24 protein-coding genes are annotated in these 23,832 nt (G+C 62.2%); 16 read left to right on the top strand and 8 right to left on the bottom strand.

The window, feature by feature from the left end:
• The first annotated feature begins 2 nt into the window (after positions 1-2).
• From BM317_RS14660 to BM317_RS14670, 3 genes are read left to right on the top strand one after another with little or no spacing between them, the layout of a single operon-like run.
• A complete protein-coding gene (locus BM317_RS14660) occupies positions 3-1,445 on the top strand; it encodes a TadA family conjugal transfer-associated ATPase (RefSeq protein WP_092168443.1) in 1,443 nt (480 codons plus the stop codon).
• Positions 1,442-2,428, top strand: a complete 987-nt coding sequence (locus tag BM317_RS14665) for a type II secretion system F family protein (RefSeq protein WP_092168446.1) — start codon at positions 1,442-1,444, stop codon at positions 2,426-2,428. Before BM317_RS14660 ends, BM317_RS14665 begins: the two co-directional genes overlap by 4 nt.
• 27 nt (positions 2,429-2,455) lie before the next feature.
• Entirely contained in the window at positions 2,456-3,421 is a 966-nt protein-coding gene (locus BM317_RS14670) for a type II secretion system F family protein (protein WP_072406368.1), read from the top strand.
• 926 nt (positions 3,422-4,347) lie between these two features.
• Here BM317_RS14670 and BM317_RS14675 read toward each other — a convergent pair.
• The 5 genes from BM317_RS14675 to BM317_RS14695 all read right to left on the bottom strand — a co-directional run bounded on the left by BM317_RS14675 (position 4,348) and on the right by BM317_RS14695 (position 8,264).
• A complete protein-coding gene (locus BM317_RS14675; protein ID WP_053123871.1) occupies positions 4,348-4,617 on the bottom strand; it encodes a DUF3613 domain-containing protein in 270 nt (89 codons plus the stop codon).
• Between the two features lie 22 nt (positions 4,618-4,639).
• Entirely contained in the window at positions 4,640-5,353 is a 714-nt protein-coding gene (locus tag BM317_RS14680; protein ID WP_092168735.1) for a tetratricopeptide repeat protein, read from the bottom strand.
• Positions 5,354-5,409: 56 nt separating this feature from the next.
• Positions 5,410-6,633 carry a type II and III secretion system protein family protein gene (locus BM317_RS14685; RefSeq protein WP_060741210.1) on the bottom strand — a complete coding sequence of 408 codons (1,224 nt, stop codon included), beginning with the start codon at positions 6,631-6,633 and terminating at the stop codon, positions 5,410-5,412.
• Positions 6,634-7,112: 479 nt separating this feature from the next.
• Positions 7,113-7,442 carry a hypothetical protein gene (locus BM317_RS14690; RefSeq protein ID WP_092168449.1) on the bottom strand — a complete coding sequence of 110 codons (330 nt, stop codon included), beginning with the start codon at positions 7,440-7,442 and terminating at the stop codon, positions 7,113-7,115.
• A gap of 195 nt (positions 7,443-7,637) precedes the next feature.
• A complete protein-coding gene (locus BM317_RS14695; RefSeq protein ID WP_092168452.1) occupies positions 7,638-8,264 on the bottom strand; it encodes an alanyl-tRNA editing protein in 627 nt (208 codons plus the stop codon).
• Between the two features lie 90 nt (positions 8,265-8,354).
• On the opposite strand from BM317_RS14695, the gene BM317_RS14700 reads away from it, so the two are divergent.
• The gene (locus BM317_RS14700; RefSeq protein WP_092474775.1) at positions 8,355-9,353 is read left to right on the top strand and encodes a LysR family transcriptional regulator; all 999 of its coding nucleotides are present in this window, start codon (positions 8,355-8,357) and stop codon (positions 9,351-9,353) included.
• A 168-nt stretch (positions 9,354-9,521) separates the two neighbouring features.
• Here BM317_RS14700 and BM317_RS14705 read toward each other — a convergent pair whose 3' ends face one another.
• Together BM317_RS14705 and BM317_RS14710 are read right to left on the bottom strand one after the other, a co-directional pair.
• Positions 9,522-9,929 (bottom strand): PA2817 family protein, encoded by a 408-nt coding sequence (locus BM317_RS14705; protein ID WP_003204309.1) that lies wholly within the window; start codon positions 9,927-9,929, stop codon positions 9,522-9,524.
• A 116-nt stretch (positions 9,930-10,045) separates the two neighbouring features.
• Positions 10,046-12,493, bottom strand: coding sequence for an acyl-CoA dehydrogenase (locus tag BM317_RS14710; protein ID WP_092474778.1), 2,448 nt, complete (start codon positions 12,491-12,493; stop codon positions 10,046-10,048).
• Between the two features lie 372 nt (positions 12,494-12,865).
• On the opposite strand from BM317_RS14710, the gene BM317_RS14715 reads away from it, so the two are divergent.
• From BM317_RS14715 to BM317_RS14730, 4 genes are all read left to right on the top strand, one after another.
• Positions 12,866-13,501, top strand: a complete 636-nt coding sequence (locus tag BM317_RS14715) for a transglutaminase-like domain-containing protein (RefSeq protein ID WP_092474781.1) — start codon at positions 12,866-12,868, stop codon at positions 13,499-13,501.
• A 44-nt stretch (positions 13,502-13,545) separates the two neighbouring features.
• Positions 13,546-14,169: a glutathione S-transferase family protein gene (locus BM317_RS14720; RefSeq protein WP_092168738.1), complete on the top strand. Its 624-nt coding sequence runs from the start codon at positions 13,546-13,548 to the stop codon at positions 14,167-14,169.
• A gap of 135 nt (positions 14,170-14,304) precedes the next feature.
• Positions 14,305-15,237 carry an ABC transporter ATP-binding protein gene (locus BM317_RS14725; protein WP_092168464.1) on the top strand — a complete coding sequence of 311 codons (933 nt, stop codon included), beginning with the start codon at positions 14,305-14,307 and terminating at the stop codon, positions 15,235-15,237.
• 2 nt (positions 15,238-15,239) lie between these two features.
• Complete coding sequence (locus BM317_RS14730) at positions 15,240-16,019, top strand: ABC transporter permease (RefSeq protein WP_170842314.1); 780 nt, start codon at positions 15,240-15,242, stop codon at positions 16,017-16,019.
• A 171-nt stretch (positions 16,020-16,190) separates the two neighbouring features.
• Here BM317_RS14730 and BM317_RS14740 read toward each other — a convergent pair whose 3' ends face one another.
• Positions 16,191-16,706, bottom strand: coding sequence for a DUF2062 domain-containing protein (locus BM317_RS14740; RefSeq protein ID WP_046063671.1), 516 nt, complete (start codon positions 16,704-16,706; stop codon positions 16,191-16,193).
• A 146-nt stretch (positions 16,707-16,852) separates the two neighbouring features.
• Between BM317_RS14740 and BM317_RS14745 the strand changes: the two genes are divergently transcribed.
• The 8 genes from BM317_RS14745 (at position 16,853) to murB (ending at position 23,715) form a co-directional block, all read left to right on the top strand.
• Positions 16,853-19,099 (top strand): DNA internalization-related competence protein ComEC/Rec2, encoded by a 2,247-nt coding sequence (locus tag BM317_RS14745; protein ID WP_092474786.1) that lies wholly within the window; start codon positions 16,853-16,855, stop codon positions 19,097-19,099.
• A gap of 95 nt (positions 19,100-19,194) precedes the next feature.
• On the top strand, positions 19,195-19,830 hold the full coding sequence (locus BM317_RS14750) for a MotA/TolQ/ExbB proton channel family protein (RefSeq protein ID WP_170842311.1): 636 nt from the start codon (positions 19,195-19,197) through the stop codon (positions 19,828-19,830).
• Positions 19,827-20,255 carry an ExbD/TolR family protein gene (locus BM317_RS14755; RefSeq protein WP_053123850.1) on the top strand — a complete coding sequence of 143 codons (429 nt, stop codon included), beginning with the start codon at positions 19,827-19,829 and terminating at the stop codon, positions 20,253-20,255. The genes BM317_RS14750 and BM317_RS14755 overlap by 4 nt, the downstream gene beginning before the upstream one ends.
• Positions 20,255-21,265 (top strand): tetraacyldisaccharide 4'-kinase, encoded by a 1,011-nt coding sequence (gene lpxK / locus BM317_RS14760; RefSeq protein ID WP_092474789.1) that lies wholly within the window; start codon positions 20,255-20,257, stop codon positions 21,263-21,265. Before BM317_RS14755 ends, lpxK begins: the two co-directional genes overlap by 1 nt.
• Positions 21,266-21,288: 23 nt before the next feature.
• The gene (locus BM317_RS14765) at positions 21,289-21,474 is read left to right on the top strand and encodes a Trm112 family protein (protein WP_003179363.1); all 186 of its coding nucleotides are present in this window, start codon (positions 21,289-21,291) and stop codon (positions 21,472-21,474) included.
• Positions 21,471-22,235, top strand: a complete 765-nt coding sequence (kdsB, locus tag BM317_RS14770) for a 3-deoxy-manno-octulosonate cytidylyltransferase (RefSeq protein ID WP_092474792.1) — start codon at positions 21,471-21,473, stop codon at positions 22,233-22,235. Before BM317_RS14765 ends, kdsB begins: the two co-directional genes overlap by 4 nt.
• Positions 22,235-22,699 carry a low molecular weight protein-tyrosine-phosphatase gene (locus BM317_RS14775; RefSeq protein ID WP_060741219.1) on the top strand — a complete coding sequence of 155 codons (465 nt, stop codon included), beginning with the start codon at positions 22,235-22,237 and terminating at the stop codon, positions 22,697-22,699. The genes kdsB and BM317_RS14775 overlap by 1 nt, the downstream gene beginning before the upstream one ends.
• Complete coding sequence (murB, locus tag BM317_RS14780; protein WP_092168484.1) at positions 22,696-23,715, top strand: UDP-N-acetylmuramate dehydrogenase; 1,020 nt, start codon at positions 22,696-22,698, stop codon at positions 23,713-23,715. Before BM317_RS14775 ends, murB begins: the two co-directional genes overlap by 4 nt.
• Positions 23,716-23,832: the final 117 nt, after the last annotated feature.

Below are 23,832 nucleotides of genomic sequence, written 5' to 3' on the forward strand. Positions count from 1 at the left end.
CCATGATCAGCGACTTTCGTAACCGCTTGCGCAAACAGCCCGCCAAACCTGGCACCGCCGCGGGCGCCCAGCCCGGCGATGACTTGCCGGACCCGACGGACGCCTTGATGGCCTGGGAGCAGGCCATTCCGGACGTGCTGTATGAAACCCGCAGCCAGGTCACGCCCGTGGAGGCCGAATGGCGGGAAAAGATCTACCAGCAACTGCTCAAGGTCATGGACCTGTCGTTGCTCGATGCCCTCGAGCAGGCCGAGGCCGCGCGGCAGATCCGCGATATCTGCCAGCGCCTGCTCGAGGAACATTCGGCGCCAGTGAGCACCGTCAGCCGGCAATTGATCATCAAGCAGATCACCGACGAAGTACTCGGCCTCGGGCCGCTGGAACCGCTGTTGGCCGACCATAGCGTGTCCGACATCCTGGTCAACGGGTTTGCCTCGGTCTATGTCGAGCGCTTCGGCAAGCTGCAACGCACCGACGTGCGGTTTCGCGACGACCAGCATTTGCTGAACATCATCGACCGCATCGTGTCCAGCCTGGGGCGCCGTATCGACGAGTCTTCGCCGTTGGTGGACGCCCGGCTCAAGGACGGTTCGCGGGTCAACGCGATCATCCCGCCGCTGGCCATCGACGGTCCGAGCATGTCGATCCGGCGCTTCGCCGTGGACCTGCTCAACACCGACAGCCTGATCCAGGTCGGCACCATGACCCCGGCCATTGCCTTGCTGCTCAAGGCTATTGTTCGCGGGCGCCTGAACGTGCTGATCTCCGGCGGGACCGGCAGCGGCAAGACCACCATGCTCAACGTGCTCTCCAGTTTCATCCCCCACAACGAGCGCATCGTCACCATCGAGGATTCGGCCGAGCTGCAACTGCAACAGCCCCACGTGGTGCGCCTGGAAACCCGGCCGTCGAACATCGAGGGGCGCGGCGAGGTGAGCCAGCGGGAATTGGTGCGAAACAGCCTGCGCATGCGCCCGGACCGGATTGTCATCGGTGAGGTGCGTGGCGCCGAAGCGATGGACATGCTCACGGCGATGAACACCGGCCATGACGGTTCGCTGACCACCATTCACGCCAACACCGCACGGGATGCGCTGGGGCGAATCGAGAACATGGTGTCGATGACCGGGGCGACATTTCCGATCAAGGCCATGCGTCAACAAATTGCCTCGGCCATCGATGTGGTGATCCAACTGGAGCGTCAAGAAGACGGCAAGCGACGCGTGGTGAGCATGCAAGAGATCAACGGGATGGAAGGGGAGGTCATTACCATGACCGAAATTTTCTCCTTCGTGCGCCAGGGTATCGGCGAGCACGGCGAGGTGCTCGGGGAATATCGGCCCAGCGGCATGATCCCGGCCTTCCGCGATGTGCTGGCCAAGCGCGGCATCGAGTTGCCGCTGACCTTGTTTCGTCCTGAGTGGATGGAGGGCCGCACGTCATGAACAATATCCCCAGTGAGTTCATCCTGATCTTCCTTGGCATGGTGTTCATCGCCGTGTTCCTGCTGTCCCAGGGCGTGGTGGTGCCGGTGTTCGGCGAAGCCGGCAAAATGCGCAAGCGTATTCGTGGGCGCCTGCATGTGCTGGAGAAGGCCAACCACTTGCCCAACATGCAGACCGTGTTGCGGCAGAAATACCTGACGCGCCTGTCACCCTTGGAAGCCCGCCTGGAACAACTGCCGTTCATGGCCAACCTGACGCAACTGATCGAGCAGGCCGGCCATGAATACCGGGCTTATCGGGTCATGCTGCTCGGTCTGATCCTGGGGGTGGCGGCCGGTGCCTTGGTGCTGATGGTTTCGTTGGTCTGGTGGATGGCACTGCTGGCGGCCTTTGCGCTGACCTGGGCGCCGGTGTTGAAAATCCTGCGTGACCGCAACAAGCGCTTCGCCGCGTTCGAGGAGGGTTTGCCGGATGCGCTGGACGCCATGTGCCGTGCCTTGCGCGCCGGACATCCGTTCAATGAAACCCTGCGTCTGGTCGCCGAGGAGCACAAGGGGCCGGTCGCCCAGGAATTCGGCATGACGTTTTCCGACATCAACTATGGCAACGACGTGCGCCGGGCGATGCTCGGGCTACTGGAGCGGATGCCGAGCATGACGGTGATGATGCTGGTGACCTCCATCCTCATCCACCGCGAGACCGGCGGCAACCTGACCGAAGTGCTGGAGCGCCTGAGTCGGCTGATTCGCGGGCGTTTCCGGTTCCAGCGCAAGATCAAGACGTTGTCGGCGGAAGGGCGCATGTCGGCGTGGGTGCTGGTGGCGATCCCGTTCGTGCTGGCGATCGCCATCGTGCTCACCAGCCCCAGCTACATGCCCGTGCTGATCAATGACCCCATAGGGCACAAGCTGATCATCGGCGCGTTCTGCGCCATGTTGATCGGGATTTTCTGGATAAGAAAGATCATCCGGATCCAGGTTTAAGCGCTGTTGCGCCGAGAGGTTTCAGTCATGGACTTTTTGCTCGGATTGTTGAGTCGGTTGACCGGTAACGAAGAACTGGCACGGCTGTTGTTCATCGCCGCGATTGGCCTGAGCACGGTGCTGGCGGCCGTCGCGCTCCTGCTCTTGATGCTGGGCCTGCAGGATCCGGTGCAGCGGCGCCTGGCGCTGATCAAGCGCGGTTACGCTGGAAGCACGACGGGGCAGGAGGCGCCGGGTAACCTGCAGCTCTTGCTGGAACGGGTCGGCCAACGTTTTGCCTCCACCGACCAGGCCCACACGTCTGCTACCCAGACCTTGCTCACCCACGCCGGTTACCGCTCTGCCTCGGCCGTGCAGATGTATTGGGCCGTGCGTCTGATGTTGCCGTTGTTGCTGGTCGGCATTGCGTTGTTGCTGCTGCCGATGGTCAAGGTTTCAGTGGCCATTGGTCTACTGGCGGTAACCCTCATCGCAGGCATCGGCTGGTTGCTGCCGGCGATCTACGTCGGTAAACGCAAGCAGGCGCGCCAAGGCCGGCTGCGCGCGGCGTTCCCGGATGCACTGGACCTGATGGTGGTCTGCGTCGAGTCGGGCCTGGCCCTGCCCACGACGATTGAACGGGTGGCTGAAGAGATGTCGGTCAGCCAGGTTGAGCTGGCCGAGGAACTGGCGTTGGTCAATGCGCAGATCCGGGCGGGCATCACCAGTACCGAGGCGCTCAAGCAACTGGCCGTGCGCACCGGCCTGGAGGATATCCAGGGCCTGGTCAGTTTGTTGGCGCAAAGTATCCGTTTCGGCACCAGCGTGGCCGATACCCTGCGAATCTACGCCGATGAGTTTCGCGACCGGCGTACCCAGGCCGCGGAAGAAATGGGCGCCAAGATCGGCACCAAGCTGATCTTCCCGCTGATCTTCTGCCTGTGGCCGAGCTTCTTCCTGGTCGCCATCGGCCCGGCCATGATTGGTGTGTTCAGGGCCTTCGGGAATATGTAGGTCGGTGAGTGTCCATGAGTCTTGTGTTCACCACAGGCCCATTGTGGGAGCGGGCTTGCTCGCGAAGGCGGCCTGACGGCTGGAGTTGCTCTTGTTGACTGAGTACATATCCATTGCTGCGGTAACGGCTGCTTAGGGTTTCGCCCTGACGGCGACTCACTTTCGAAAATCCGGAAGCCGGCCCAGGCGAAAGTAAGCAAAGCGCTTTTTGCCCCACCACTCGGTGCTTCGCCTAGGCTCGGCATGCCCGAACGAAGGCATTGCTCCGTGGGCCCGCCGCGAAGGGCCATTCATGGCCCAGCGCGGCTATCCCGGCATCCATGCCGGGATGCCCACTACGCAATACCTACGTTCGGCCATCGTGGTTAACGGGGCGCCCGAGATCAACATCCACCCCGAGGCGGCCTAGTAGCCGACCTGGCTCTCGCGGTCGTACACCCCATCAGATCTGTGGGAGCAAAGCTTGCTCCCACAGGTTTCGATCGTTCCCACGCTCCTGCGTGGGAATGCCGCCAGGGACGCTCTGCGTTCCGCTTCTGCAAGGTGACGCAGAGCGTCAGGGGATGTATTCCCACGCAGCGTGGGAACGATCAACACCTCGTTGTGTCAGGTTGTCTGGATTCGATCGTTCCCACGCTCCCGCGTGGGAATGCCGCCAGGGACGCTCCGCGTTCCGCTTCTGCAAGGTGACGCAGAGCGTCAGGGGATGTATTCCCACGCAGCGTGGGAACGATCAAAGACCCGATTTCGTGGGCGTGGCTCCAGTTCCCACGCGACAACGCAGCGTCGAAGACGCGGCAGTCACTCCCTCGCCATAAGCGACAATTGATACGTTCAAATCAAAAGATCGCAGCCTTCGACAGTTCCCGTCCTGATTCGGAGGCAGGTACCGCCAAAGGCTGCGATCTTTTCGTTTTCTGCGTGGTTCATTTGCTACTGGTGATTTCTCCTGCCGAGTCCTGGTCAAAGAACTCCGGGATCGGGTAGTTGAAGCTGTTGAGCCAACGCTGCATGGCCATCTCGCGTTCGGCGGCCGAGGCGGTTTGCAGGTTGGTGGAGGCCACCACGCCGCGAATCTGCAGTTGCATCCAGCTCTCGGTGCCTTGCTGTGCGGCCGAGGAGGGGCCAGGCTCAATGGCCCAGGCGGCGGTGGACAGGCTCACCATACACACGATCATCAATTGTTTGGTCATCATTTCTTGAACTCCTCGTAACGCTCTACTTGACCGCGCCGGTTGAAACATCGACAACCTCGGCCAGGTGGTTGGCGGGTGACGTCGCTGCCTGAGTGGCCGAACCCCTGATTTTTTCGGCACGGGCTTGGGCATCTGCCACTTGCTGGGGGCTGAGCTTGGCCATGTTCGCGAGCTCGGCGGCCTGCTTCCAGTTGTCCTGGTAAATCAGCAGGGTCACCATGTTGAGCGCGGCCAGTGTGTCGGACTGCTGGAGCTCCATGGCGGTCATGAACTCGAAGCGGGCTTCTGCAATGCGTCGCTGATTGAGGTAGACAACCCCCAGGTCATTGCGGATCTTGCCTTCGGTCGGGGCCATCTTCGCGGCGCGTTCGAGGTATTGCGTGGCGGCCGAATTGTCATTCCTGGCGGCCGCCAATTGACCCAGGCCATGCTCACCGTCAGCGGCCAGGCATGTCCCCAGCAGGCTTTTGTACAAAGGTTCGGCCTCGTTGCGGCCCATCAGGCGCAGTACCCGAGCCTTGCGCAGGCGGACCTGGACCAAGTCCTCGGGCAAGCGTTCGAGGTTCGCCAGGCTGGCGTATAAGCGGCCCTCGTTGGCCATGTCTTCGGCCATGTTCAAGGCCAGTTCCTGGTCGGCCCCGGGCTTGGCGCAATCGGCCGTGCGTGAAGCCACCACGCCGCTGCTGGCACAACCGGCAAGCATCAAGGACGCCGCTAATGCGATCACTGTTTTCATGGAATACCCCTTGGCGAACCGTTGGAGGTCGCACGCGTTGCACACCAGGCGCCGGCTCATTGGGAAAGCCCGCTGCGGTTGTCGAACTCGCCATGTTCGAGGAAGTACATACGGTAGAAATTCGGGTCGTAATTGCGCAGTTGCTCACCCGGCAAGGTCGGCAGTTGCGCGTCGGCCGCCAACGGTTGGACCAGGTGCGGCGTGACGATCATCAGCAGTTCGCGCTCTTCGCGGTTGATGGAGTTGTCACGAAAGAACGCGCCGAGAATCGGCACGTCGCCCAGCCCTGGAAACTTGTTCACCTGGGCGCTGTTGCGGGTGCTGATCAGGCCGCTGATGACGAAACTTTCGCCATCGGCCAGGGCGATGCTGGTATCGGTACGGCGCACGGTGAGTGCGGGCACCAATGTTCCGGCGATGTTCACCGCGTTGGTGAAATCCAGCTCACTGACTTCCGGTGCCACCTTCAAGGCGATGCGATTCTTGCCAATGACGGTGGGGGTCAGGGTCAGGCGAATACCGAATTCCTTGTACTCGATGGACACATTGTCGCTGCCGGCACTGGGTACCGGAATCGGCACTTCGCCGCCGGCCAGGAAACTCGCGCTTTGCCCGCTGAGGGCCACCAGGCTCGGCCGCGCCAGGGTATAGGCAAAACCGCTGCCTTCCAGGGCGTTGATCATCAACAGGGTCTTACCGGTGGCGAAAGACAGGTTGAACATGTCGTTATTGACCGGCAATGAAGGCCGGACTACGCCGCCGATGGTGGGCAAGGTCCTCGGCGAGCCGAACAGGAAATTGCCACGGCTGCCGAAAATCGACGTCGAGGCTTCCTTGAGCTTGGTCCGGCTGACTTCAACGAAACGGATGTCGGTCTGTACCTGGGCAAGCAGCATCGGGTCTTCGGAAGGCATGCTCGCAGCGCCCGTCAGCGCCTCAGTGGCCCGGCCTTTGACAAAGACCATGCTCTGTCGCGGTATTTTCGAACAGTCGGTCCAGACCATCAGGCTGGTGGCGCCGGGCGCCAGGCCCGTGAGGATGAAGGCATCGCTGCCACTGGGTTGCACATCGGCAATTTTCGGGTCGCCGACAGCCAATTTCGTCACGGGGGCGAGGATACGCAGTTCGCTCTGGAGCCCTTGGCCGACCTCGAAGGTTGCCGGCAAATTGTCCAGTTGCGAACAATTTGCCGCTGCGGCCTGAGCCGCATCCAGGCCAAGGCCCATCCAGAACAGGCCATGAATGAAATGTTTTAAAACGGGGGCGGTGCGCTGGGTCATGAAGTGATCCTCGATAGAGAGGCCATCCTTAGGCTTAACCAGTGCCACGGATCACTTGAGAGGCCCGGGCTGCCCCTTCTATTTCATCCAACCCTTCAGCGGTCCGGGCACAGGCCTCGTTGCTACAAACAAACGGGCGCATTACACCGGCCTGACCGAACGGCAGGCAGCTTACGAAAAAGCTTTATGGGAACCGGAATATCCGGGTTGTCGAGCAAGGAGACCGATGTCAATCAGGTCGTCTGAAGGGTGATTACCCTTGCCTTGTTCTCGCTTCTTTTTGAAGGTAGTTCAAGCATGGCAAAGCGCCACGCCTTAAACAAAAAAACGACTAAAAAGTGACGGAAGGAAAATTGGTGATCGGATGGCCGTCAATAATTTGTCTTTTACGTGTTTTTTGCGTGACAGATTTACATGAGAAAGAGGGCCGCCTTGCGACGAAAAATCAGGATCGCCCCGTGGTGTATATTTTTTACGGCTTAGCGCTGGTGCTCTCCTGCAAGCGCTATCAGCAGTGCCTCAGGCTGGTCTGGCTCGTGGATCAGGCTAAGGCTCAGTCGCAGCAACGGGGCGTGGTGTGGGTGATCCGTTGAGCCGATTTGGGCGACCTCGAAGACCACATAGGGGTTGTGTGGATAGGCCCGGCGAGTTTCGAAAGCTGCGCGCAATACATTGCTCAGTCGATCGAACAGCAGTTTTTCAGAGTGATTTGCATGCTCAAGCAGTACTGCACGCTGCCAGGCCTCAGGAGTGAACACTATGGGCAATTGAAGAAGGGATAGTCTTTGCAGTTTGAGCGAACCGGACATGGTGTGCCTCTCTTTTGAGCGCGCGAAGAAACCTGCCCATGAGGGAAAGAGCCTTTCTCGTGGTGGGTAGTGGAGAAGCATGAAGGGTTACCTGGGAAGCAGAACGCGCCGCTGATCGAGGTACTCGACGCCAAGGACCGGGGGGCCGATCCGTCTGGGGCGAGTAGGCCCGAGAGCCGCGGGCCACGGCGGGTATCAGTCCACGTGGTAGTGAACCGACAAGGTGCCTTTCTTTTGTGAAAGCGAGGCGATAGTGACTGCTCCCAGTTCCTGCAGGCGCCGTACGTGAGTGCCGCCGCAGCCATAGGCAGACAGCTCACCGAAACCGACTTCTCGCGAGCCTTCGCGCAATGCGATCAGGCGAGGCAAATCCTCGGCAATCCACTCATCGATGCCTTGCTGGATGATTGATCTGTCCAGTTCCTGAGGATTTTCCCCAGGCTGGAATTGCACACGGCTTTCGCCGGGCCAGTGGTGGGCCTTGATCGGTTTCCAGCCACGGCTTTCGGCAAAATGGCCGATCAGGTGCCCGGCCGAGTGCAGGCGTGAATTCAGCCGCCGCCGCTGCTCATCCACGCGGATCGTGGCCATGCCCGGGGCTACTGGGCGGTCGACGTAATGAATGATCTGTTGCCCGTCTTGAACGACGCGCAGTACTTGGCCGTCGTCAATCCATCCGGTGTCGCAGGGCTGCCCGCCGCCCTTGGGGTGGAACAGGGTGGCGCGCAGCACCACGGCGAATTCGTTTTCCTGGGGGCTGCAGTCCAGGACTTCCACGTTGGCCTTGAGGTCATCGCTATGGAAAAAAAGGCGAAGCGTCATGGTCCATACCCACATCAGAAATTGTGACGGGATTATAGGTAGCGTGGAAAAGGGTGATAATCCGTTCAAATTTCAAAGGACTGTTGCGTCATGAGCACAAATCTACCGTTGCCGTTGCTCGCCGAAATGGCGGTCTTCGTCAAGGTCGTGGAGACCGGCAGCTTTTCCGAAGCGGCCCGCCAGTCAGGCTCATCGCCGTCGGCCATCAGCCGCAGCATTTCTCGCCTGGAGAAGGCCCTGGCGACCCGATTGCTGCAGCGCACCACCCGCAAGTTGCGTTTGAGCGATGGCGGGGAAGAGGTGTTCAAGCGCTGCCAGGAGATGGTCGCCGCGGCTCGGTCGGTGATGGAAATCAGCGGCCAGTTCACCCAGGAAGCGGAAGGGCGCATCCGCGTCAGCGTGCCCAAGGCAGTGGGGCGTTTCGTGATTCATCCACACATGCCTGAATTTTTGCGCCGTTATCCGAAGGTTGATGTGGAGTTGTTCCTGGAGGATCGGCAAGTCGACCTGATCGATGATCACGTCGACCTGGCCATCCGGATTACCGATCAACCATCGGCCGGGCTGGTGGGGCGCCAGTTGCTGACTATTGACCACCTGCTCTGCGCCACGCCGCAATACCTGGCGGAACAGGGTGTTCCCACGCATCCCCACGATTTGCTGGAGCACAGTTGCATTTACTTGGGCGAATCGCCCAATGACGCGCGTTGGAAATTCAAGAAAGGCAGCAAGTCGGTCACCGTAGGCGTACGCGGACGCTACGCGGCCAATCACACGGGGGTGCGGTTGGGGGCGGTCTTGCAGCACATAGGCATCGGTAGCCTGCCGTATTTCACCGCCCGTCACGCCTTGGAGCAGGGGTTGATCGTGCAGGTGTTGGCCGACTGGACGTTCCTCGCTTCGTACCACGGTGGCTTGTGGTTGCTGCATTCGCCGACCCGCTACCTGCCACCGAAGCTGCGGGTGTTCATTGATTATCTGGTGGAGTGCCTGGCGAAGGAGCCGACCTTGAACAAGGTGGCGGGAGGGGAGCGTTCCAGCAAGGTCGCGGCGCACTATGAGGTGCCGGAAAGTGATGGGTTGTTCTGACGGGCCCCATCGCGAGCAAGCTCGCTCCCACACTGGCTGCGGTTGATCATGACCTTCTGTGGGAGCGAGCTCGCTCGCGATGAGGCCCATCCAGGCAACACACTCCGGCAAGACCAAAAAAAGGCCCGCCGGTTTAACCGTGCGGGCCTTTCGCATGACGGATCGCAATCAGTGCTTGCTGTCCTGGTCCGACATCGCCAGCAGTTGCTTTTCCTGGTTCCAGTCGAAAGGCTCGTCGTTTTGCTCGGCTTCGAAGCGACGTTCTTCCAGGGCCTGGTACAGGGCGATTTCTTCGTCAGGCATGTAGTGCAGGCAGTCACCGGCGAAGTACCAGAGCAGGTCGCGAGGCACCAGGTGGGCGATCTGTGGGTAACGCACGATCACTTGGCACAGGAGGTCCTGGCCCAGGTACTGGCTTTCGATCGGGTCGACGGGCAATTGCGCGCGCAACTCGTCGAAGCGCTCCAGGAACAAGGCGTGGCTTTCTTCGGGCACCTGTTCGGCCTCACCCACGGCGACCAGGATGCTGCGCAAGTGGTCAAGCAAGACAAGGTGATCGGCAACGACATTGGACACGAGATAAGTCCTCAAGAGCAAAACGGGCGCAGGAGTATAAAGCCCTTGCGCCCGCTTTTATAGATGAAGAGCTGTAGGTGAAGAGCTACAGGTGACGGCGTACCTGGCCGTCAGTATCAACGGACCTTGTCTGGCGCCAGTGTCAGTTCGGCCTTGTCGAAATCATCCACGTCGATGACCTTGCGCCGCGCCGCCTCGGCCGCGCGCAAGGTCTGCGCTTCACCGGCTTGCAGCACGCCGGCCTCCAAGGCCGCATCGATGAGGGGTTCGCCAGGCGCCGGATTGAGCTGACCCTGCTTGAGCGCACCGTGCAGTTTCTTGTGCAGCGGATGAGCGGCGGCCAGCAGGTCGGCGGCGTGTTGCAGGGCGCCCACCGGATCGTCGGTCGATTGCGGGCGATAGCAACCCTGCAGCAACTCTTCGAGAGTCGGGTCACCCTTGGGCCGGCCGATGACCGCAGCCACCTCGGCGTCGAGCCTGTCGCTCGGGCCCTTGTGACGCCGACCGAAGGGGAACACCACCAGGCGCAACAGGCAACCCAGCACCCGGTTCGGGAAGTTGCTCAGCAGTTCATCCAGCGCACGTTCCGACTGGCCGAGGCTTTCTTCCAGGGCCCAGGTGAACAGCGGCGTCATGTGGTCCGGCGAATCCAGGTCGTGATAACGCTTGAGCGCGGCGGAGGCCAGGTACAGGTTGCTCAAGACGTCGCCCAGGCGGGCCGACAAGCGTTCGCGGCGTTTGAGCTCTCCGCCCAGCAACATCATGCTCAAGTCCGCCAGCAGCGCGAATGCCGCGGCCTGCCGGTTGAGGGCGCGGAAATAACCCTGGCTCAAGGTATTGCCGGGGGCCCTCTCGAAATGCCCCAGGCCCAGGTTGAGCACCAGGGTGCTGGCGGCGTTGCTGACGGCGAAACCGATGTGCTTGAGCAACAAGGCATCGAACTCGACCAGCGCCTGGTCCTTGTCTTCACGGGTTGCCAGGGCCATTTCCTTGAGGACGAACGGATGGCAGCGAATGGCGCCCTGGCCGAAGATCATCAGGTTGCGCGACAGAATGTTCGCGCCTTCGACCGTGATGAAGATTGGCGCACCTTGCCAACTGCGACCCAGGTAATTGTTCGGGCCCATGATGATGCCCTTGCCGCCATGTACGTCCATGGCGTGGCTGATGCACTCGCGACCACGCTCGGTCAGGTGGTACTTGAGAATGGCCGACAGCACCGAAGGTTTTTCCCCCAGGTCCACGGCGTTGGCGGTCAGCATGCGTGCCGCATCCATCAACCAGGCGTTGCCGCCGATGCGCGCCATGGCCTCCTGGATACCTTCGAACGCCGACAACGGTACGTTGAATTGTTCGCGCACCTGGGCGTACTGGCCCGTCACCAGGCTGGTGAACTTCGCCGCGCCGGTGCCCACCGCCGGCAGGGAAATCGAGCGCCCGACCGACAGGCAGTTCATCAGCATCATCCAGCCCTTGCCGAGCATCGCCTGGCCGCCGATGAGGAAGTCCAGCGGGATGAACACGTCCTTGCCCCAGTTCGGCCCGTTCATGAACGCGGCGCCCAGGGGCAGGTGACGGCGGCCGATATGCACGCCTGGGGTGTCGGTGGGAATCAAGGCGAGGCTGATGCCCAGGTCTTCTTCGTCACCCAGCAGGTGGTCGGGGTCATAGGCCTTGAAGGCCAGGCCCAGGAGCGTGGCCACCGGGCCGAGGGTGATGTAGCGTTTTTCCCAGTTCAGGCGCAGGCCGAGGGTTTCCTGGCCTTCCCATTCGCCCTTGCAGATGATGCCGGTGTCGGGCATCGCCCCGGCGTCGGAGCCGGCCAGCGGCCCGGTCAGGGCGAAGCAGGGGATATCGTCGCCGCGGGCCAGTCGCGGCAGGTAATGGTCGCGTTGCTCGTCGGTGCCGTAGTGCAGCAGCAGTTCCGCCGGGCCGAGGGAGTTGGGGACCATCACGGTGGAGGCCAGGTCGCCGCTGCGCGTGGCCAGTTTCATCGCGACCTGGGAGTGGGCATAGGCGGAGAAGCCCTTGCCGCCATATTCCTTGGGAATGATCAGCGCGAAGAACCCGTGCTCCTTGATATGGGCCCAGGCTGCAGGGGGCAGGTCCATGGCCTGGCCGATCTGCCAGTCGCTGACCATCGCGCAGAGGGCTTCGGTAGGGCCGTCGAGGAACGCCTGCTCTTCCTCGGTCAGTTGCACCTTGGGGTAGGCCAGCAGCACGTCCCAGTCCGGGCGGCCGCTGAACAGTTCGCCATCCCACCACACCGTGCCGGCATCGATGGCGTCGCGCTCGGTCTCGGACATGGGCGGCAGGGTTTTCTGGAACCAGTCGAACATCGGCGCGCTGAAATATTTGCGGCGCAGGTCCGGTAGCAGCAGCGGGGCCGCGACAGCCGCGAGCACCACCCAGAGGATCAGCATCAGCCAGCCGGGCGCGTGGCTGAAAATGCCCATGGCCAACAGGTAGACCGCGACGATACCCAGCGCGGGCAGCGGGGCGGTACGCCGATGCGCCAGCCAGGCGATCCCGACAACCAGGACCAGTATCCACAACAACAGCATATGTAATCCTCCGTGAACCAAGGCAAAACCGACCTTCAGAGCTTAGACGGCATCTGCAAAACCGGCAGTCGGCGCGATGTGATTGATTTCGTGGGAAACCCTGGTTGCATTGCGCCAGTCTGGTTGGCAACAGCCGCGGGAAATCGTTCGTTAACAAGGTGAGAAAACGCCATTGTTTGGCCGGAATGCCGTTATCCCTGGGCCGGGGCTGTGGATAAACTCGAGGCAAGCCCTCCGTAGGAGCTGCCGAAGGCTGCGATCTTTTGATCTTGATCTTTCGCTTGCGATTCAACTGTCTGGGACAAGATCGCAGCCTCGTTGCACTCGACAGCTCCTACGCGGGGGTGATGTTTTTCCAGAGGCCTTTCCTTTATGCAGCAATATCTGAACCCCGGCCGCTTTATCGACAGCGATCATCCCGCGGTCATCGACTTCGCCGAAACCCACCGCGGCGCCGAGCGCGACCCGCGGGCCCAGGCGGTCAGCCTGTATTACGCCGTACGCGAGGCGGTGCGCTACAACCCCTATACCTTCAGTCGCGACCCGGCGACCCTGCGTGGCAGTTATGCGCTGGCTGCAAGGGAAAGCTATTGCGTGCCCAAGGCCACCTTGCTGGCCGGCTGCGCCCGGCATTGCGGCATCCCGGCGCGCATCGGCCTGGCGGATGTACGCAACCACCTGTCCACCCCGCGTCTGCTGGAGTTGCTCAGGAGCGACGTGTTCGCCATGCACGGTTATACCGAGCTGTACCTGAACGACCGCTGGGTCAAGGCCACGCCAGCTTTCAACCAGGGCTTGTGCGCGTTGTTCGACGTGGCCCCGCTCGAATTCGACGGTCGCCACGACAGCGTCTTCCACCCGTTCAATCGGCAAGGGGCGAAGCTGATGGAGTACATCACCGACCATGGCCAGTTCGCCGACGTGCCCGAGGCATTCTTCTTCGAACACCTGGAAAAGTGCTACCCGCACCTGTTCGGCGACATGCAGGGCGATTTGAGTCGCGCCTGATCCGGCGTATGCTGCTGCGGCATTTATCCATCGAGGACGCCGTGATGCTGAAGATATGGGGCCGGAAAAATTCATCGAATGTGCGCAAGGCATTATGGTGCGCGGAGGAGTTGGGGCTGGCCTACGAGGCTATCGATGCGGGCGGGGCGTTCGGTGTGGTGGACACGCCCGAGTACCGCGCGAAAAACCCCAACGGCCGCGTGCCGATGATCGAGGACGACGGCTTCGTGCTCTGGGAGTCCAACACCATCGTGCGTTACCTGGCGGCTCGTCATGCGTCGGGTTCGGCTTGGTATCCTGCTGGCGTACAGGCCCGGGCCCAGGCTGAAAAATGGATGGACTGGACCACGTCCAGCTTTGCCGCACCGTTTCGCACGGTGTTCTGGGGCGTCTTGCGCACCCCGGCCGAACAACAGGATTGGACGGCCATCAACGCGGCGATCAAGGAGTGCGACGATCTGCTGGCCATGGTCGAGCGGACCTTGAGTGCACAGCTTTACCTGTCGGGTGATGAAATCGGCGTGGGCGACATTCCCCTGGGCAGTTTCATTTATGCCTGGTTCGAGATGCCCATCCAGCGCGCCGAGCGGCCTGCCGTACAGGCCTGGTACGCGCGGTTGCAGCAGCGCCCGGCCTATCGCAAAGCCGTCATGACCGCGTTGACTTAATACCTACTATCAACACGCTTGACTGTACTTGTGCGGCGACGCCAAGCACCATTGCCTTGGTGCGCCGTGTTGCATTGCTCGCCGCCCGCCCTTATCTATTCTTTTCTTCCCTCCCTTCTTGGTGCGTAATCCGATATGAGTTCCGCTCTGTCCATCCGGCAGCTAACCAAAACCTACGGCAACGGTTTCCAGGCCTTGAGTGGTATCGATCTGGACGTCGCCGAAGGTGATTTCTTCGCCTTGCTCGGCCCTAACGGTGCCGGCAAATCCACCACCATCGGCATTCTTTCCACTTTGGTGAACAAGACCAGCGGCACGGTGAACGTGTTCGGTCATGATCTGGACCGCGAGCCCGCAGCCCTCAAGCGCTGCATTGGCGTGGTGCCCCAGGAATTCAACTTCAACCAGTTCGAAAAGACCTTCGACATCGTCGTGACCCAGGCCGGTTACTACGGCATTCCGCCAAAGATCGCCAACGAGCGCGCCGAGCAGTACCTGACCCAATTGGGCCTGTGGGACAAGCGTGACGTGCCGTCCCGTTCACTGTCCGGCGGCATGAAGCGTCGCCTGATGATCGCCCGCGCGCTGGTGCATGAGCCGCGCCTGCTGATCCTCGACGAACCGACCGCTGGCGTGGACATCGAACTGCGTCGTTCGATGTGGAGCTTTTTGACCGAACTGAACCAGAAAGGCATCACCATCATCCTCACCACCCATTACCTGGAAGAGGCTGAGCAGTTGTGCCGCAACATCGGCATCATCGACCACGGCACCATTGTCGAGAACACCAGCATGCGCCAGTTGCTCAGCCAACTGCATGTGGAAACCTTCCTGCTGGACCTGAAACACGACCTGAAGACCGCGCCCCAGCTCATCGGCTATCCGGCGCGCCTGGTGGACAGCCGTACCCTGGAAGTGCAGGTGGACAAAGCCGTGGGCATCACCGGGCTGTTCACCCAACTGGCCCTGCAAAACATTGAAGTGCTGAGCCTGCGCAACAAAACCAATCGCCTCGAGGAGTTGTTCGTGTCCCTGGTGGAGAAGAATCTGGCGAAGGTGGCGGTATGAGCATGAGTTCCGAACTGCGCCCCAACCTCATCGCCCTCAATACCATCGTTTACCGTGAAGTCCGGCGTTTCATGCGGATCTGGCCGCAGACGCTGCTGCCACCGGCCATCACCATGGTCTTGTACTTCGTGATCTTCGGTAACCTGATCGGCCGGCAGATCGGCGACATGGGTGGCTTCACGTACATGGACTACATCGTGCCGGGGCTGATCATGATGTCGGTGATCACCAACTCCTACGGCAACGTGGTGTCGAGTTTCTTCGGCAGCAAGTTCCAGCGTTCGATCGAGGAGCTGATGGTCTCGCCGGTGTCGCCCCATACGATCCTCATCGGCTACACCTTGGGCGGTGTCCTGCGCGGCCTGGCGGTGGGCCTGATCGTGACCCTGCTGTCGTTGTTCTTCACCGATCTGCAGGTGCATCACCTGGGGGTGACGATATTGGTGGTGGTGCTCACAGCCACGATCTTTTCGCTGCTGGGGTTCATCAATGCCGTGTTTGCGCGCAACTTCGATGATATTTCGATTATCCCGACGTTCGTGCTCACGCCGCTGACCTACCTGGGCGGGGTGTTCTACTCGATCTCCTTGTTGCCACCGTTCTGGCAGACCGTGTCCCTGGCCAACCCGGTGTTGCACATGGTCAACGCGTTCCGTTACGGGATCCTCGGGGTGTCGGACATCAAGATCAGCATCGCCATCACCTTCATGCTGGTGGCCACCGTGGTGCTCTACATCGGCTGTGCGCGGTTGCTGGTCAGCGGGCGCGGCATGCGCACCTGACCCCAGCCCCCAGTGGGAGCGAGCTTGCTCGCGATGACGGCGGCACATTCAGCATCAATGCAAGCTGACCCACCGCTTTCGCGAGCAAGCTCGCTCCCACAGGGGATTTGGGTGGACGCAGTCCATGCACCACAAAAAAGGCCTCCATTCCCAGGAGGCCTTTTTTGCATCTCACATCCGGCTTTTCTTGCGCCGCCGCCACTGTCTGGCCACCCACCAGCGCCAGTAACTCATGGTGACGAAGTAGGCCAGGGCACCGAGCACCAGGCCGGTCACCACCGAGCCCAGCAGGAATGGCTGCCACAAGGTGGATAACTGGCCGCTGATCCATTCCCAGGTCAGTTCTTCGGGCAGTGTCCGGGCAGGCACGTCCATCAGCCAGGCACCGGTCTGGTAGGTGCAGAAAAACACCGCAGGCATGGTGATCGGATTGGTCAGCCACACCAGGCTCACCGCAATCGGCATATTGCCGCGCACCGTGACGGCCAGCGCGGCGGCCAGCAACATTTGCAACGGGATTGGCAGGAATGCGGCAAACAGGCCAACAGCCATCGCCCGGGCCACGGAGTGCCGATTGAGGTGCCAAAGGTTGGGGTCGTGCAGCAGGGTGCCGAGAAAACGTAAGGACTTATGTTCCCGAATGCTCTCTGGGTCTGGCATGTAACGTTTGAATAGGCGCCGGGGCATAAGGCTTCTCGGTCGGTTCAACGCAGTAAAGGCCGCAAGTATGTCTGGATTCTACGGCTGGCAGATTCAGACTTTGTGACAATTGATAACGCCGGGGGTGCCGCTGACCGTCTATGCCTGAAGAGGGGCACTCTCAAGGACGGGTTATGCGCACAGGATTAGTCGCGCTTGCATTGGGGTTGTTGGCCCCGATTTGTTTACCGGTACTGCCGCCGTTGTGGCTGGTTGCAGCCATGCCGGTGCTGGCGCTGATGGTGTTGCCGTTTCGAACCTACCCGCTGGGTTTTTTCCTGTTCGGGCTGGCCTGGGCCTGCCTGTCGGCGCAGTGGGCGCTGGACAATCGATTGCCCGCCGCCCTGGACGGAGAAACCCGCTGGGTCGAAGGGCGCGTCGTCGGTTTGCCGCAACAGGGCGACGGCGTGGTGCGCTTCGAACTGGCCGATGTCCATTCGCGTCGTACCCGATTACCGACAACGATGCGCCTGGCCTGGTTCGCGGGACCGCCCATCAACAGTGGCGAACGATGGCGATTGGCGGTGAAGCTCAAGCGGCCCGCCGGGTTGTTGAATCCACACGGTTTCGACTACGCCGCCTGGTTGTTGAGCCGTGGCGTTGGCGCAACCGGTACGGTCAAGGACGGGCGGCTCCTGCAAGCGGCCCGGGGCGCCTGGCGTGACGAGGTGCGCCAGGCGCTGGCACAGGTCGACGCCCACGGCCGCTCCGGCGCGCTGGCGGCATTGGTCCTGGGCGACGGCGGCGGGCTGAGTCGCGAGGACTGGCAGGTTTTGCAAGACACCGGCACTGTCCATTTGCTGGTGATCTCCGGGCAGCACATCGGTCTGCTGGCCGGCCTGGTGTATCTGTTGGTGGCCGGCGCGGCGCGTTATGGCCTGTGGCCGGCAGGGCTGGCGTGGTTGCCCTGGGCCTGTGCGCTGGCCTTTTGCGCCGCCCTGGGCTACGGCTTGCTCGCCGGCTTCGAGGTGCCGGTGCGGCGGGCCTGCGCAATGATTGGCCTGGTGTTGCTGTGGCGCTTGCGTTTCAAACAGCCGGATCCGTGGTGGGCATGGCTGTTGGCTTTCACCGGGGTGCTGGTGTTCGACCCGCTTGCCAGCCTGCGGCCAGGGTTCTGGTTGTCGTTTGCGGCCGTGGCCATCCTGATGTTCACCTTTGGCGCTCGCCTGGGGCCCTGGCGCTGGTGGCAAACCTGGACCCGTGCCCAGTGGCTGGTTGCGGTCGGCCTGTGTCCGTTGCTGTTGATCGTGGGCTTGCCGGTCAGCCTCAGCGGGCCGCTGGTGAACTTGCTCGCGGTGCCCTGGATCAGCCTGCTGGTCTTGCCGCCAGCGCTGCTCGGCACGGCGTTTTTGCCAGTACCGCTCATCGGTGAAGGCCTGCTGTGGATCGCCGGCGGGTTGCTCGATCTGTTGTTCAAGGGGCTGGGGCTGATTGCCGGACGAATACCCGCCTGGGTCCCCGTTGCGATCCCGCCGTGGGCCTTGGGCATCGCCGCTTCAGGGGCATTTTTGCTGCTGCTGCCCAAAGGCGTGCCGCTGCGTGTGCTGGGGTGGCCGATGGTGCTGCTGATGGTGTTTCCCCCGCGAGAACACCTGCCGCAAGGGCACGCCGAGGTCTGGCAACTGGACGTGGGCCAAGGGCTGGCGGTGCTGGTGCGCACCCGGCATCACAGCCTGCTTTACGACGCCGGGCCACGTTTTGGCGAGGCCGATGCGGGCGAGCGCGTCGTACTGCCGACCTTGCGCAAGCTCGGTGTGCACGGCTTGGACCTGATGCTCCTCAGTCATGCCGATGCCGATCATGCCGGCGGTGCCCAAGCAGTGCGCAATGGGCTGCCGACGATGGAAGTCATCAGTGGCGATCCCGACGCGCTGCCCGATGAACTGCAAGCCGGGCCTTGCGACAGCGGCAGGCGCTGGGAATGGGATGGCGTCGGGTTCGAGCTGTGGCGCTGGGCATCTGCTGTCGAAAGCAACCAGAAGTCCTGCGTCCTGCTGGTGGAGGCCGGCGGCGAACGCCTGCTGTTGACCGGCGATATCGACACCCCTGCCGAGCGCGCCTTGCTCGACGAGGCCCTGGCGCTACCGATCCAGTGGCTGGCCGCGCCTCATCACGGCAGCCGCAGTTCGTCGTCGATGGCGTTGCTGTCGCGCCTCAAGCCGCATTCGGTGTTGATCTCTCGAGGGCAGGGCAACGCGTTCGGTCATCCCCATCCCCAAGTGATGGCCCGCTACCGCCGCTCGGGCCTGGCGGTCTACGATAGCGCCGAGCAGGGCGCCATTCGTCTGCAACTGGGCGCGTTCGAGGTGCCGCGCACCGAGGCCGGGCACCGACGTTACTGGCGCGATCCGCCCGCCGTCGGGCCACTGGGGCAACATTGATCCAGGGCAATCGGCTGATGCGCTTATCGGCGGGGCGGGTCTGCAAGGCGAGTCTGTGTGATAAAGTGGCGCACTTTTTCGAGGGGGCAGTCACTGTGTGGGAATTGGTCAAATCCGGCGGCTGGATGATGTTGCCGATCATTCTGAGTTCCATCGCGGCACTGGGTATCGTTGCCGAACGCCTGTGGACCCTGCGGGCCAGCCGCGTGACCCCGGAGCATCTGCTCGGGCAGGTCTGGGTCTGGATCAAGGACAAGCAACTGAACAAGGACAAGCTCAAGGAGCTGCGGGCCAGTTCGCCCTTGGGGGAAGTCCTTGCCGCCGGCCTGGCGAACTCCAAGCATGGTCGCGAGATCATGAAGGAGTGCATCGAGGAAGCCGCCGCCCGGGTCATCCATGAGCTGGAGCGCTACATCAATACCCTGGGCACTATCGCCGCCATGTCCCCGCTGCTGGGCCTGCTGGGGACGGTGCTGGGCATGATCGACATCTTCAGCGCGTTTACCGGCTCTGGCATGACCACCAATGCCGCGGTACTGGCCGGGGGGATTTCCAAGGCCCTGATCACCACCGCCGCCGGCCTGATGGTGGGTATTCCGGCCGTGTTCTTCCATCGGTTCCTGCAACGCCGCGTCGACGAGTTGGTCGTTGGCATGGAGCAGGAAGCCATCAAGCTGGTCGAGGTGGTGCAGGGTGACCGTGACGTGGACCTGGCTGGGGGCAAGCAGTGAAATTCCGCCGCAAGCCACGGGAAAACATCGAGATCAACCTCGCGTCGCTGATCGACGTGGTGTTCATCCTGCTGCTGTTTTTCGTCGTGACCACCACGTTCACCCGGGAAACCCAGCTCAAGGTGGAATTGCCGCAAGCCGTCAGCGGCTCGCCGGCCGAAGACCAGCAATTGAAGAACCTGGAAGTCACCATCAGCGCCGAAGGGGCGTTTTCGGTGAATAACCAGTTGCTGCCCAAGAGCGACCTGGCGAGCCTGATCGAGGCCCTGCAGAAAGAATCCGGCGGCGACACCAACCTGCCGCTGTCCATCAGTGCCGACGGCAAGACCCCTCATCAATCGGTGATCACCGCCATGGACGCGGCCGGCAAGCTCGGTTTCAGCCATCTGCGCATGACCACGGTCGAGGCGGCTCCGGCACCCTGATGGCCATGTCCGATCGATTGCTTGCCGCGTGGTACGAAGGCCACCCGGCCCTGACCCTGCTACGGCCGCTGGAGTGGTTGTACCGGCGGGTGGTGGTGAGCAAGCGCGAGCGTTTCCTGGCGGGTGAAGGCCAGATCTACCAGCCCCCCGTGCCGTTGGTGGTGGTGGGCAATATCACCGTGGGTGGCACTGGCAAGACGCCGTTGATCCTGTGGCTGATCCAGCACTGCCAGCGCAGTGGCTTGCGGGTCGGGGTGGTCAGCCGGGGCTATGGCGCCAAGCCGCCGCAACTGCCATGGCGGGTCGCGGCCGGGCAGGGCGCCGACGTCGCGGGGGACGAGCCGCTGTTGATCGTCCAGCGCACGGGCGTGCCGTTGATGATCGACCCCGACCGCAGCCGCGCGGTCCAGGCGCTGCTGGAGGCCGAGCCGCTGGACCTGATCCTGTCCGACGACGGCATGCAGCATTATCGGCTGGCCCGGGACCTCGAGCTGGTGCTGATCGATAGCGCCCGCGGCCTGGGCAACCGGCGTTGCCTGCCCGCCGGGCCGTTGCGCGAACCGGTCGAGCGCCTGCAATCGGTCGACGCCGTGCTGTACAACGGCGCCAGTGCCGACCGCGAAGACGGCTTTGCCTTCCAATTGCGCCCCACCGAACTGGTGAACCTGGCCAGTGGCGAACGCCGTCCCCTCGACCATTTTCCACCCGGCCAGACCCTGCACGCCGTGGCCGGCATCGGCAACCCCCAGCGTTTCTTCAAGACCCTCGAAACGCTACACTGGCGGCCAATACCGCACGGGTTTGCCGACCATGCCGAATACAGCGCCCAGGCCTTGAACTTCACGCCTTCCCTGCCGGTGGTCATGACGGAAAAAGACGCGGTCAAATGCCGTGCCTTCGCCGCGCCCGACTGGTGGTACCTGGCGGTGGACGCCGCGCCGTCGCCGGCCTTCGCGGCCTGGTTCGATACGCAGTTGATGCGCCTGTTGCCGGATCGGCTCTTGCCTTAACACCTTTTACCCAGGGGAATTCCATGGACACCAAACTGCTCGATATTCTGGCCTGCCCGGTCTGCAAAGGTCCGCTCAAGCTCAGCGCCGACAAGACCGAACTGATCAGCAAGGGTGCCGGCCTGGCCTACCCGATTCGCGACGGCATCCCGGTGATGCTCGAAAGCGAAGCCCGCACCCTGACCACCGACGAGCGTCTGGATAAATGACCACCGCCTTTACCGTTGTCATTCCGTCGCGCTTCGCCTCGACACGCCTGCCCGGCAAGCCGTTGCTGTCGATCGCCGGCAAGCCGATGATCCAGCATGTCTGGGAGCAAGCCAGTAAAAGCAGCGCCCAGCGCGTGGTGGTGGCGACTGACGATGCGCGTATCGTCGAGGCCTGCAAAGGTTTTGGCGCCGAGGTCGTGCTGACGCGCGAAGACCATAATTCCGGTACCGATCGCCTGGCGGAGGTCGCGGCGAAGCTCGGTCTTGCCGCCGACGCGATTGTGGTCAATGTGCAAGGTGACGAGCCGTTGATCCCGCCGAGCGTGATCGATCAGGTCGCCGCCAACCTCGCGGCCCACACCGAAGCGCGCATGGCCACCCTGGCCGAGCCGATCGAGGATGTGCAGACCCTGTTCAATCCCAACGTGGTCAAGGTGGTCAGCGACCTCAATGGCCTGGCGTTGACCTTCAGCCGTGCGACGTTGCCCTGGGCGCGGGATGCCTTCGCCCAAGGTCGCGACGTGATGCCGCAAGGCGTGCCGTACCGTCGTCACATCGGCATCTACGCCTACCGCGCCGGCTTCCTCCAGGACTTCGTCGCCTGGGGTCCGTGCTGGCTGGAAAACACTGAGGCCCTGGAACAACTGCGAGCGCTGTGGCATGGCGTGCGGATCCATGTCGCCGATGCGCTGATCGCCCCACCGACCGGTGTCGACACCGCCGAAGACCTCGAGCGCGTTCGCCGCCTGCTGGAGGCCTGATGCGGGTCCTGTTCGTCTGTCTCGGCAATATCTGCCGCTCACCCACCGCCGAAGGCATCTTGCGCCACAAGTTGCGAGAGGCCGGGCTGGCCGGGCAGGTGGAAGTCGCTTCCGCCGGCACCGGTGACTGGCACGTCGGCAAGGCCCCGGACAAGCGCAGCCAGGCGGCGGCCTTGAAGCGTGGCTACGACCTGTCGGCCCAGCGCGCGCAACAGGTTACCCGCGCCGATTTTGCCGCCTATGACCTGATCCTGGCGATGGACAGCAGCAACCTGCGCAATCTCCAGGCCCTGCAACCGGCCAATGGCAAGGCCGAGCTGGATCTGTTCCTGCGGCGCTACGAAGCCGAACTTGATGACGTGCCTGACCCGTACTATGACGGCGAGCAGGGCTTCGAGCAGGTGTTGGACTTGATCGAGCGGGCCACCGATCGCCTGGTGATCGAATTGAAGGGGCGGTTATGACCTTGCAGGTACGGGCGGGCGTCAGCCTCAAGCCCTTCAACAGTTTTGGCGTGGACGTCAGCGCCCGGTTGTTCGCCGAAGCCCGCGACGATGGCGATGTTCGCCAGGCGCTGGCCTATGCCAGCGAGCATGCCGTGCCGCTGCTGGTGATCGGTGGCGGCAGCAACCTGTTGCTGACCGGCGACATCGACGCCTTGGTGCTGCGCATGGCCAGCCAGGGAATCCGCCTGCTCAGCGATGATGGCGAACGGGTGGTGATCGAGGCCGAAGCCGGGGAACCCTGGCATCCCTTCGTCCAACATACGTTGGCGCAAGGCTGGTCGGGCCTGGAAAACCTCAGCCTGATTCCCGGTACCGTAGGCGCGGCACCGATGCAAAACATCGGCGCCTACGGTGTGGAGATCAAGGATGTCTTCGCCGGCCTCACCGCCCTGGATCGCCAGACCGGCGAGCTGAGGGACTTCACCCTTGAAGACTGTCGGTTTGCTTATCGCGACAGCCTGTTCAAACAGCAAGCGGGTCGCTGGTTGATCCTGCGGGTGCGCTTTGCCCTCAGCCGCGCCGCACACTTGCATCTGGAGTACGGCCCGGTTCGCCAGCGACTGACCGAACAGGGCATCGATCAGCCGACGCCCACGGATGTGAGCCGGGCCATTTGCAGCATCCGCAGCGAAAAACTCCCCGACCCGGCCATGCTGGGCAATGCCGGCAGCTTCTTCAAGAACCCGCTGGTGCCGGCCACGCACGTGGCGTATCTCAAGCAGCAATACCCTGATCTTGTGGCTTATCCACAGCCCGAAGGGCAGATGAAAATCGCCGCCGGCTGGCTGATCGAACGGGCCGGCTGGAAGGGCTTTCGCGAGGGTGATGCGGGTGTGCATAAGTTGCAGGCGTTGGTGCTGGTCAACTACGGCAATGCCACGGGCCCGCAACTGTTGGACCTGGCCTTGCGCATCCAGAAAGACATTGCCGAACGTTTCCAGGTCGAGCTGGAAATGGAGCCCAATCGGTACTGAGCGCGGTGGGAGCAAAGCTTGCTCGCGATCAACTGAACAACGCCCTGCCACAATCACGCACAGATCATTTGTGCAGGATTGTGCAGGGCGTTTTGCTTGATCCTGGGTTAATTTAGT

Origin of the sequence: Pseudomonas sp. NFACC24-1 (genome assembly GCF_900115235.1) — a bacterium.
Taxonomy (GTDB): Bacteria; Pseudomonadota; Gammaproteobacteria; order Pseudomonadales; family Pseudomonadaceae; genus Aquipseudomonas; species Aquipseudomonas fluorescens_AA.

What these genes read in the sequence shown, in the direction of transcription:
- BM317_RS14665 (WP_092168446.1), top strand. Translation starts at nt 1,442, where the DNA reads ATGAACAATATCCCCAGTGAGTTCATCCTGATCTTCCTTGGCATGGTG.
- BM317_RS14680 (WP_092168735.1), bottom strand. Translation starts at nt 5,353, where the DNA reads ATGAAAACAGTGATCGCATTAGCGGCGTCCTTGATGCTTGCCGGTTGT.
- murB (WP_092168484.1), top strand. Translation starts at nt 22,696, where the DNA reads ATGACCTTGCAGGTACGGGCGGGCGTCAGCCTCAAGCCCTTCAACAGT.
- BM317_RS14695 (WP_092168452.1), bottom strand. Translation starts at nt 8,264, where the DNA reads ATGACGCTTCGCCTTTTTTTCCATAGCGATGACCTCAAGGCCAACGTG.
- BM317_RS14720 (WP_092168738.1), top strand. Translation starts at nt 13,546, where the DNA reads ATGCTGAAGATATGGGGCCGGAAAAATTCATCGAATGTGCGCAAGGCA.
- BM317_RS14740 (WP_046063671.1), bottom strand. Translation starts at nt 16,706, where the DNA reads ATGCCCCGGCGCCTATTCAAACGTTACATGCCAGACCCAGAGAGCATT.
- BM317_RS14775 (WP_060741219.1), top strand. Translation starts at nt 22,235, where the DNA reads ATGCGGGTCCTGTTCGTCTGTCTCGGCAATATCTGCCGCTCACCCACC.
- BM317_RS14710 (WP_092474778.1), bottom strand. Translation starts at nt 12,493, where the DNA reads ATGCTGTTGTTGTGGATACTGGTCCTGGTTGTCGGGATCGCCTGGCTG.
- BM317_RS14700 (WP_092474775.1), top strand. Translation starts at nt 8,355, where the DNA reads ATGAGCACAAATCTACCGTTGCCGTTGCTCGCCGAAATGGCGGTCTTC.
- BM317_RS14725 (WP_092168464.1), top strand. Translation starts at nt 14,305, where the DNA reads ATGAGTTCCGCTCTGTCCATCCGGCAGCTAACCAAAACCTACGGCAAC.
- BM317_RS14685 (WP_060741210.1), bottom strand. Translation starts at nt 6,633, where the DNA reads ATGACCCAGCGCACCGCCCCCGTTTTAAAACATTTCATTCATGGCCTG.
- BM317_RS14660 (WP_092168443.1), top strand. Translation starts at nt 3, where the DNA reads ATGATCAGCGACTTTCGTAACCGCTTGCGCAAACAGCCCGCCAAACCT.
- BM317_RS14675 (WP_053123871.1), bottom strand. Translation starts at nt 4,617, where the DNA reads ATGATGACCAAACAATTGATGATCGTGTGTATGGTGAGCCTGTCCACC.
- BM317_RS14670 (WP_072406368.1), top strand. Translation starts at nt 2,456, where the DNA reads ATGGACTTTTTGCTCGGATTGTTGAGTCGGTTGACCGGTAACGAAGAA.
- BM317_RS14690 (WP_092168449.1), bottom strand. Translation starts at nt 7,442, where the DNA reads ATGTCCGGTTCGCTCAAACTGCAAAGACTATCCCTTCTTCAATTGCCC.
- lpxK (WP_092474789.1), top strand. Translation starts at nt 20,255, where the DNA reads ATGGCCATGTCCGATCGATTGCTTGCCGCGTGGTACGAAGGCCACCCG.
- BM317_RS14745 (WP_092474786.1), top strand. Translation starts at nt 16,853, where the DNA reads ATGCGCACAGGATTAGTCGCGCTTGCATTGGGGTTGTTGGCCCCGATT.
- BM317_RS14765 (WP_003179363.1), top strand. Translation starts at nt 21,289, where the DNA reads ATGGACACCAAACTGCTCGATATTCTGGCCTGCCCGGTCTGCAAAGGT.
- kdsB (WP_092474792.1), top strand. Translation starts at nt 21,471, where the DNA reads ATGACCACCGCCTTTACCGTTGTCATTCCGTCGCGCTTCGCCTCGACA.
- BM317_RS14730 (WP_170842314.1), top strand. Translation starts at nt 15,240, where the DNA reads ATGAGTTCCGAACTGCGCCCCAACCTCATCGCCCTCAATACCATCGTT.
- BM317_RS14715 (WP_092474781.1), top strand. Translation starts at nt 12,866, where the DNA reads ATGCAGCAATATCTGAACCCCGGCCGCTTTATCGACAGCGATCATCCC.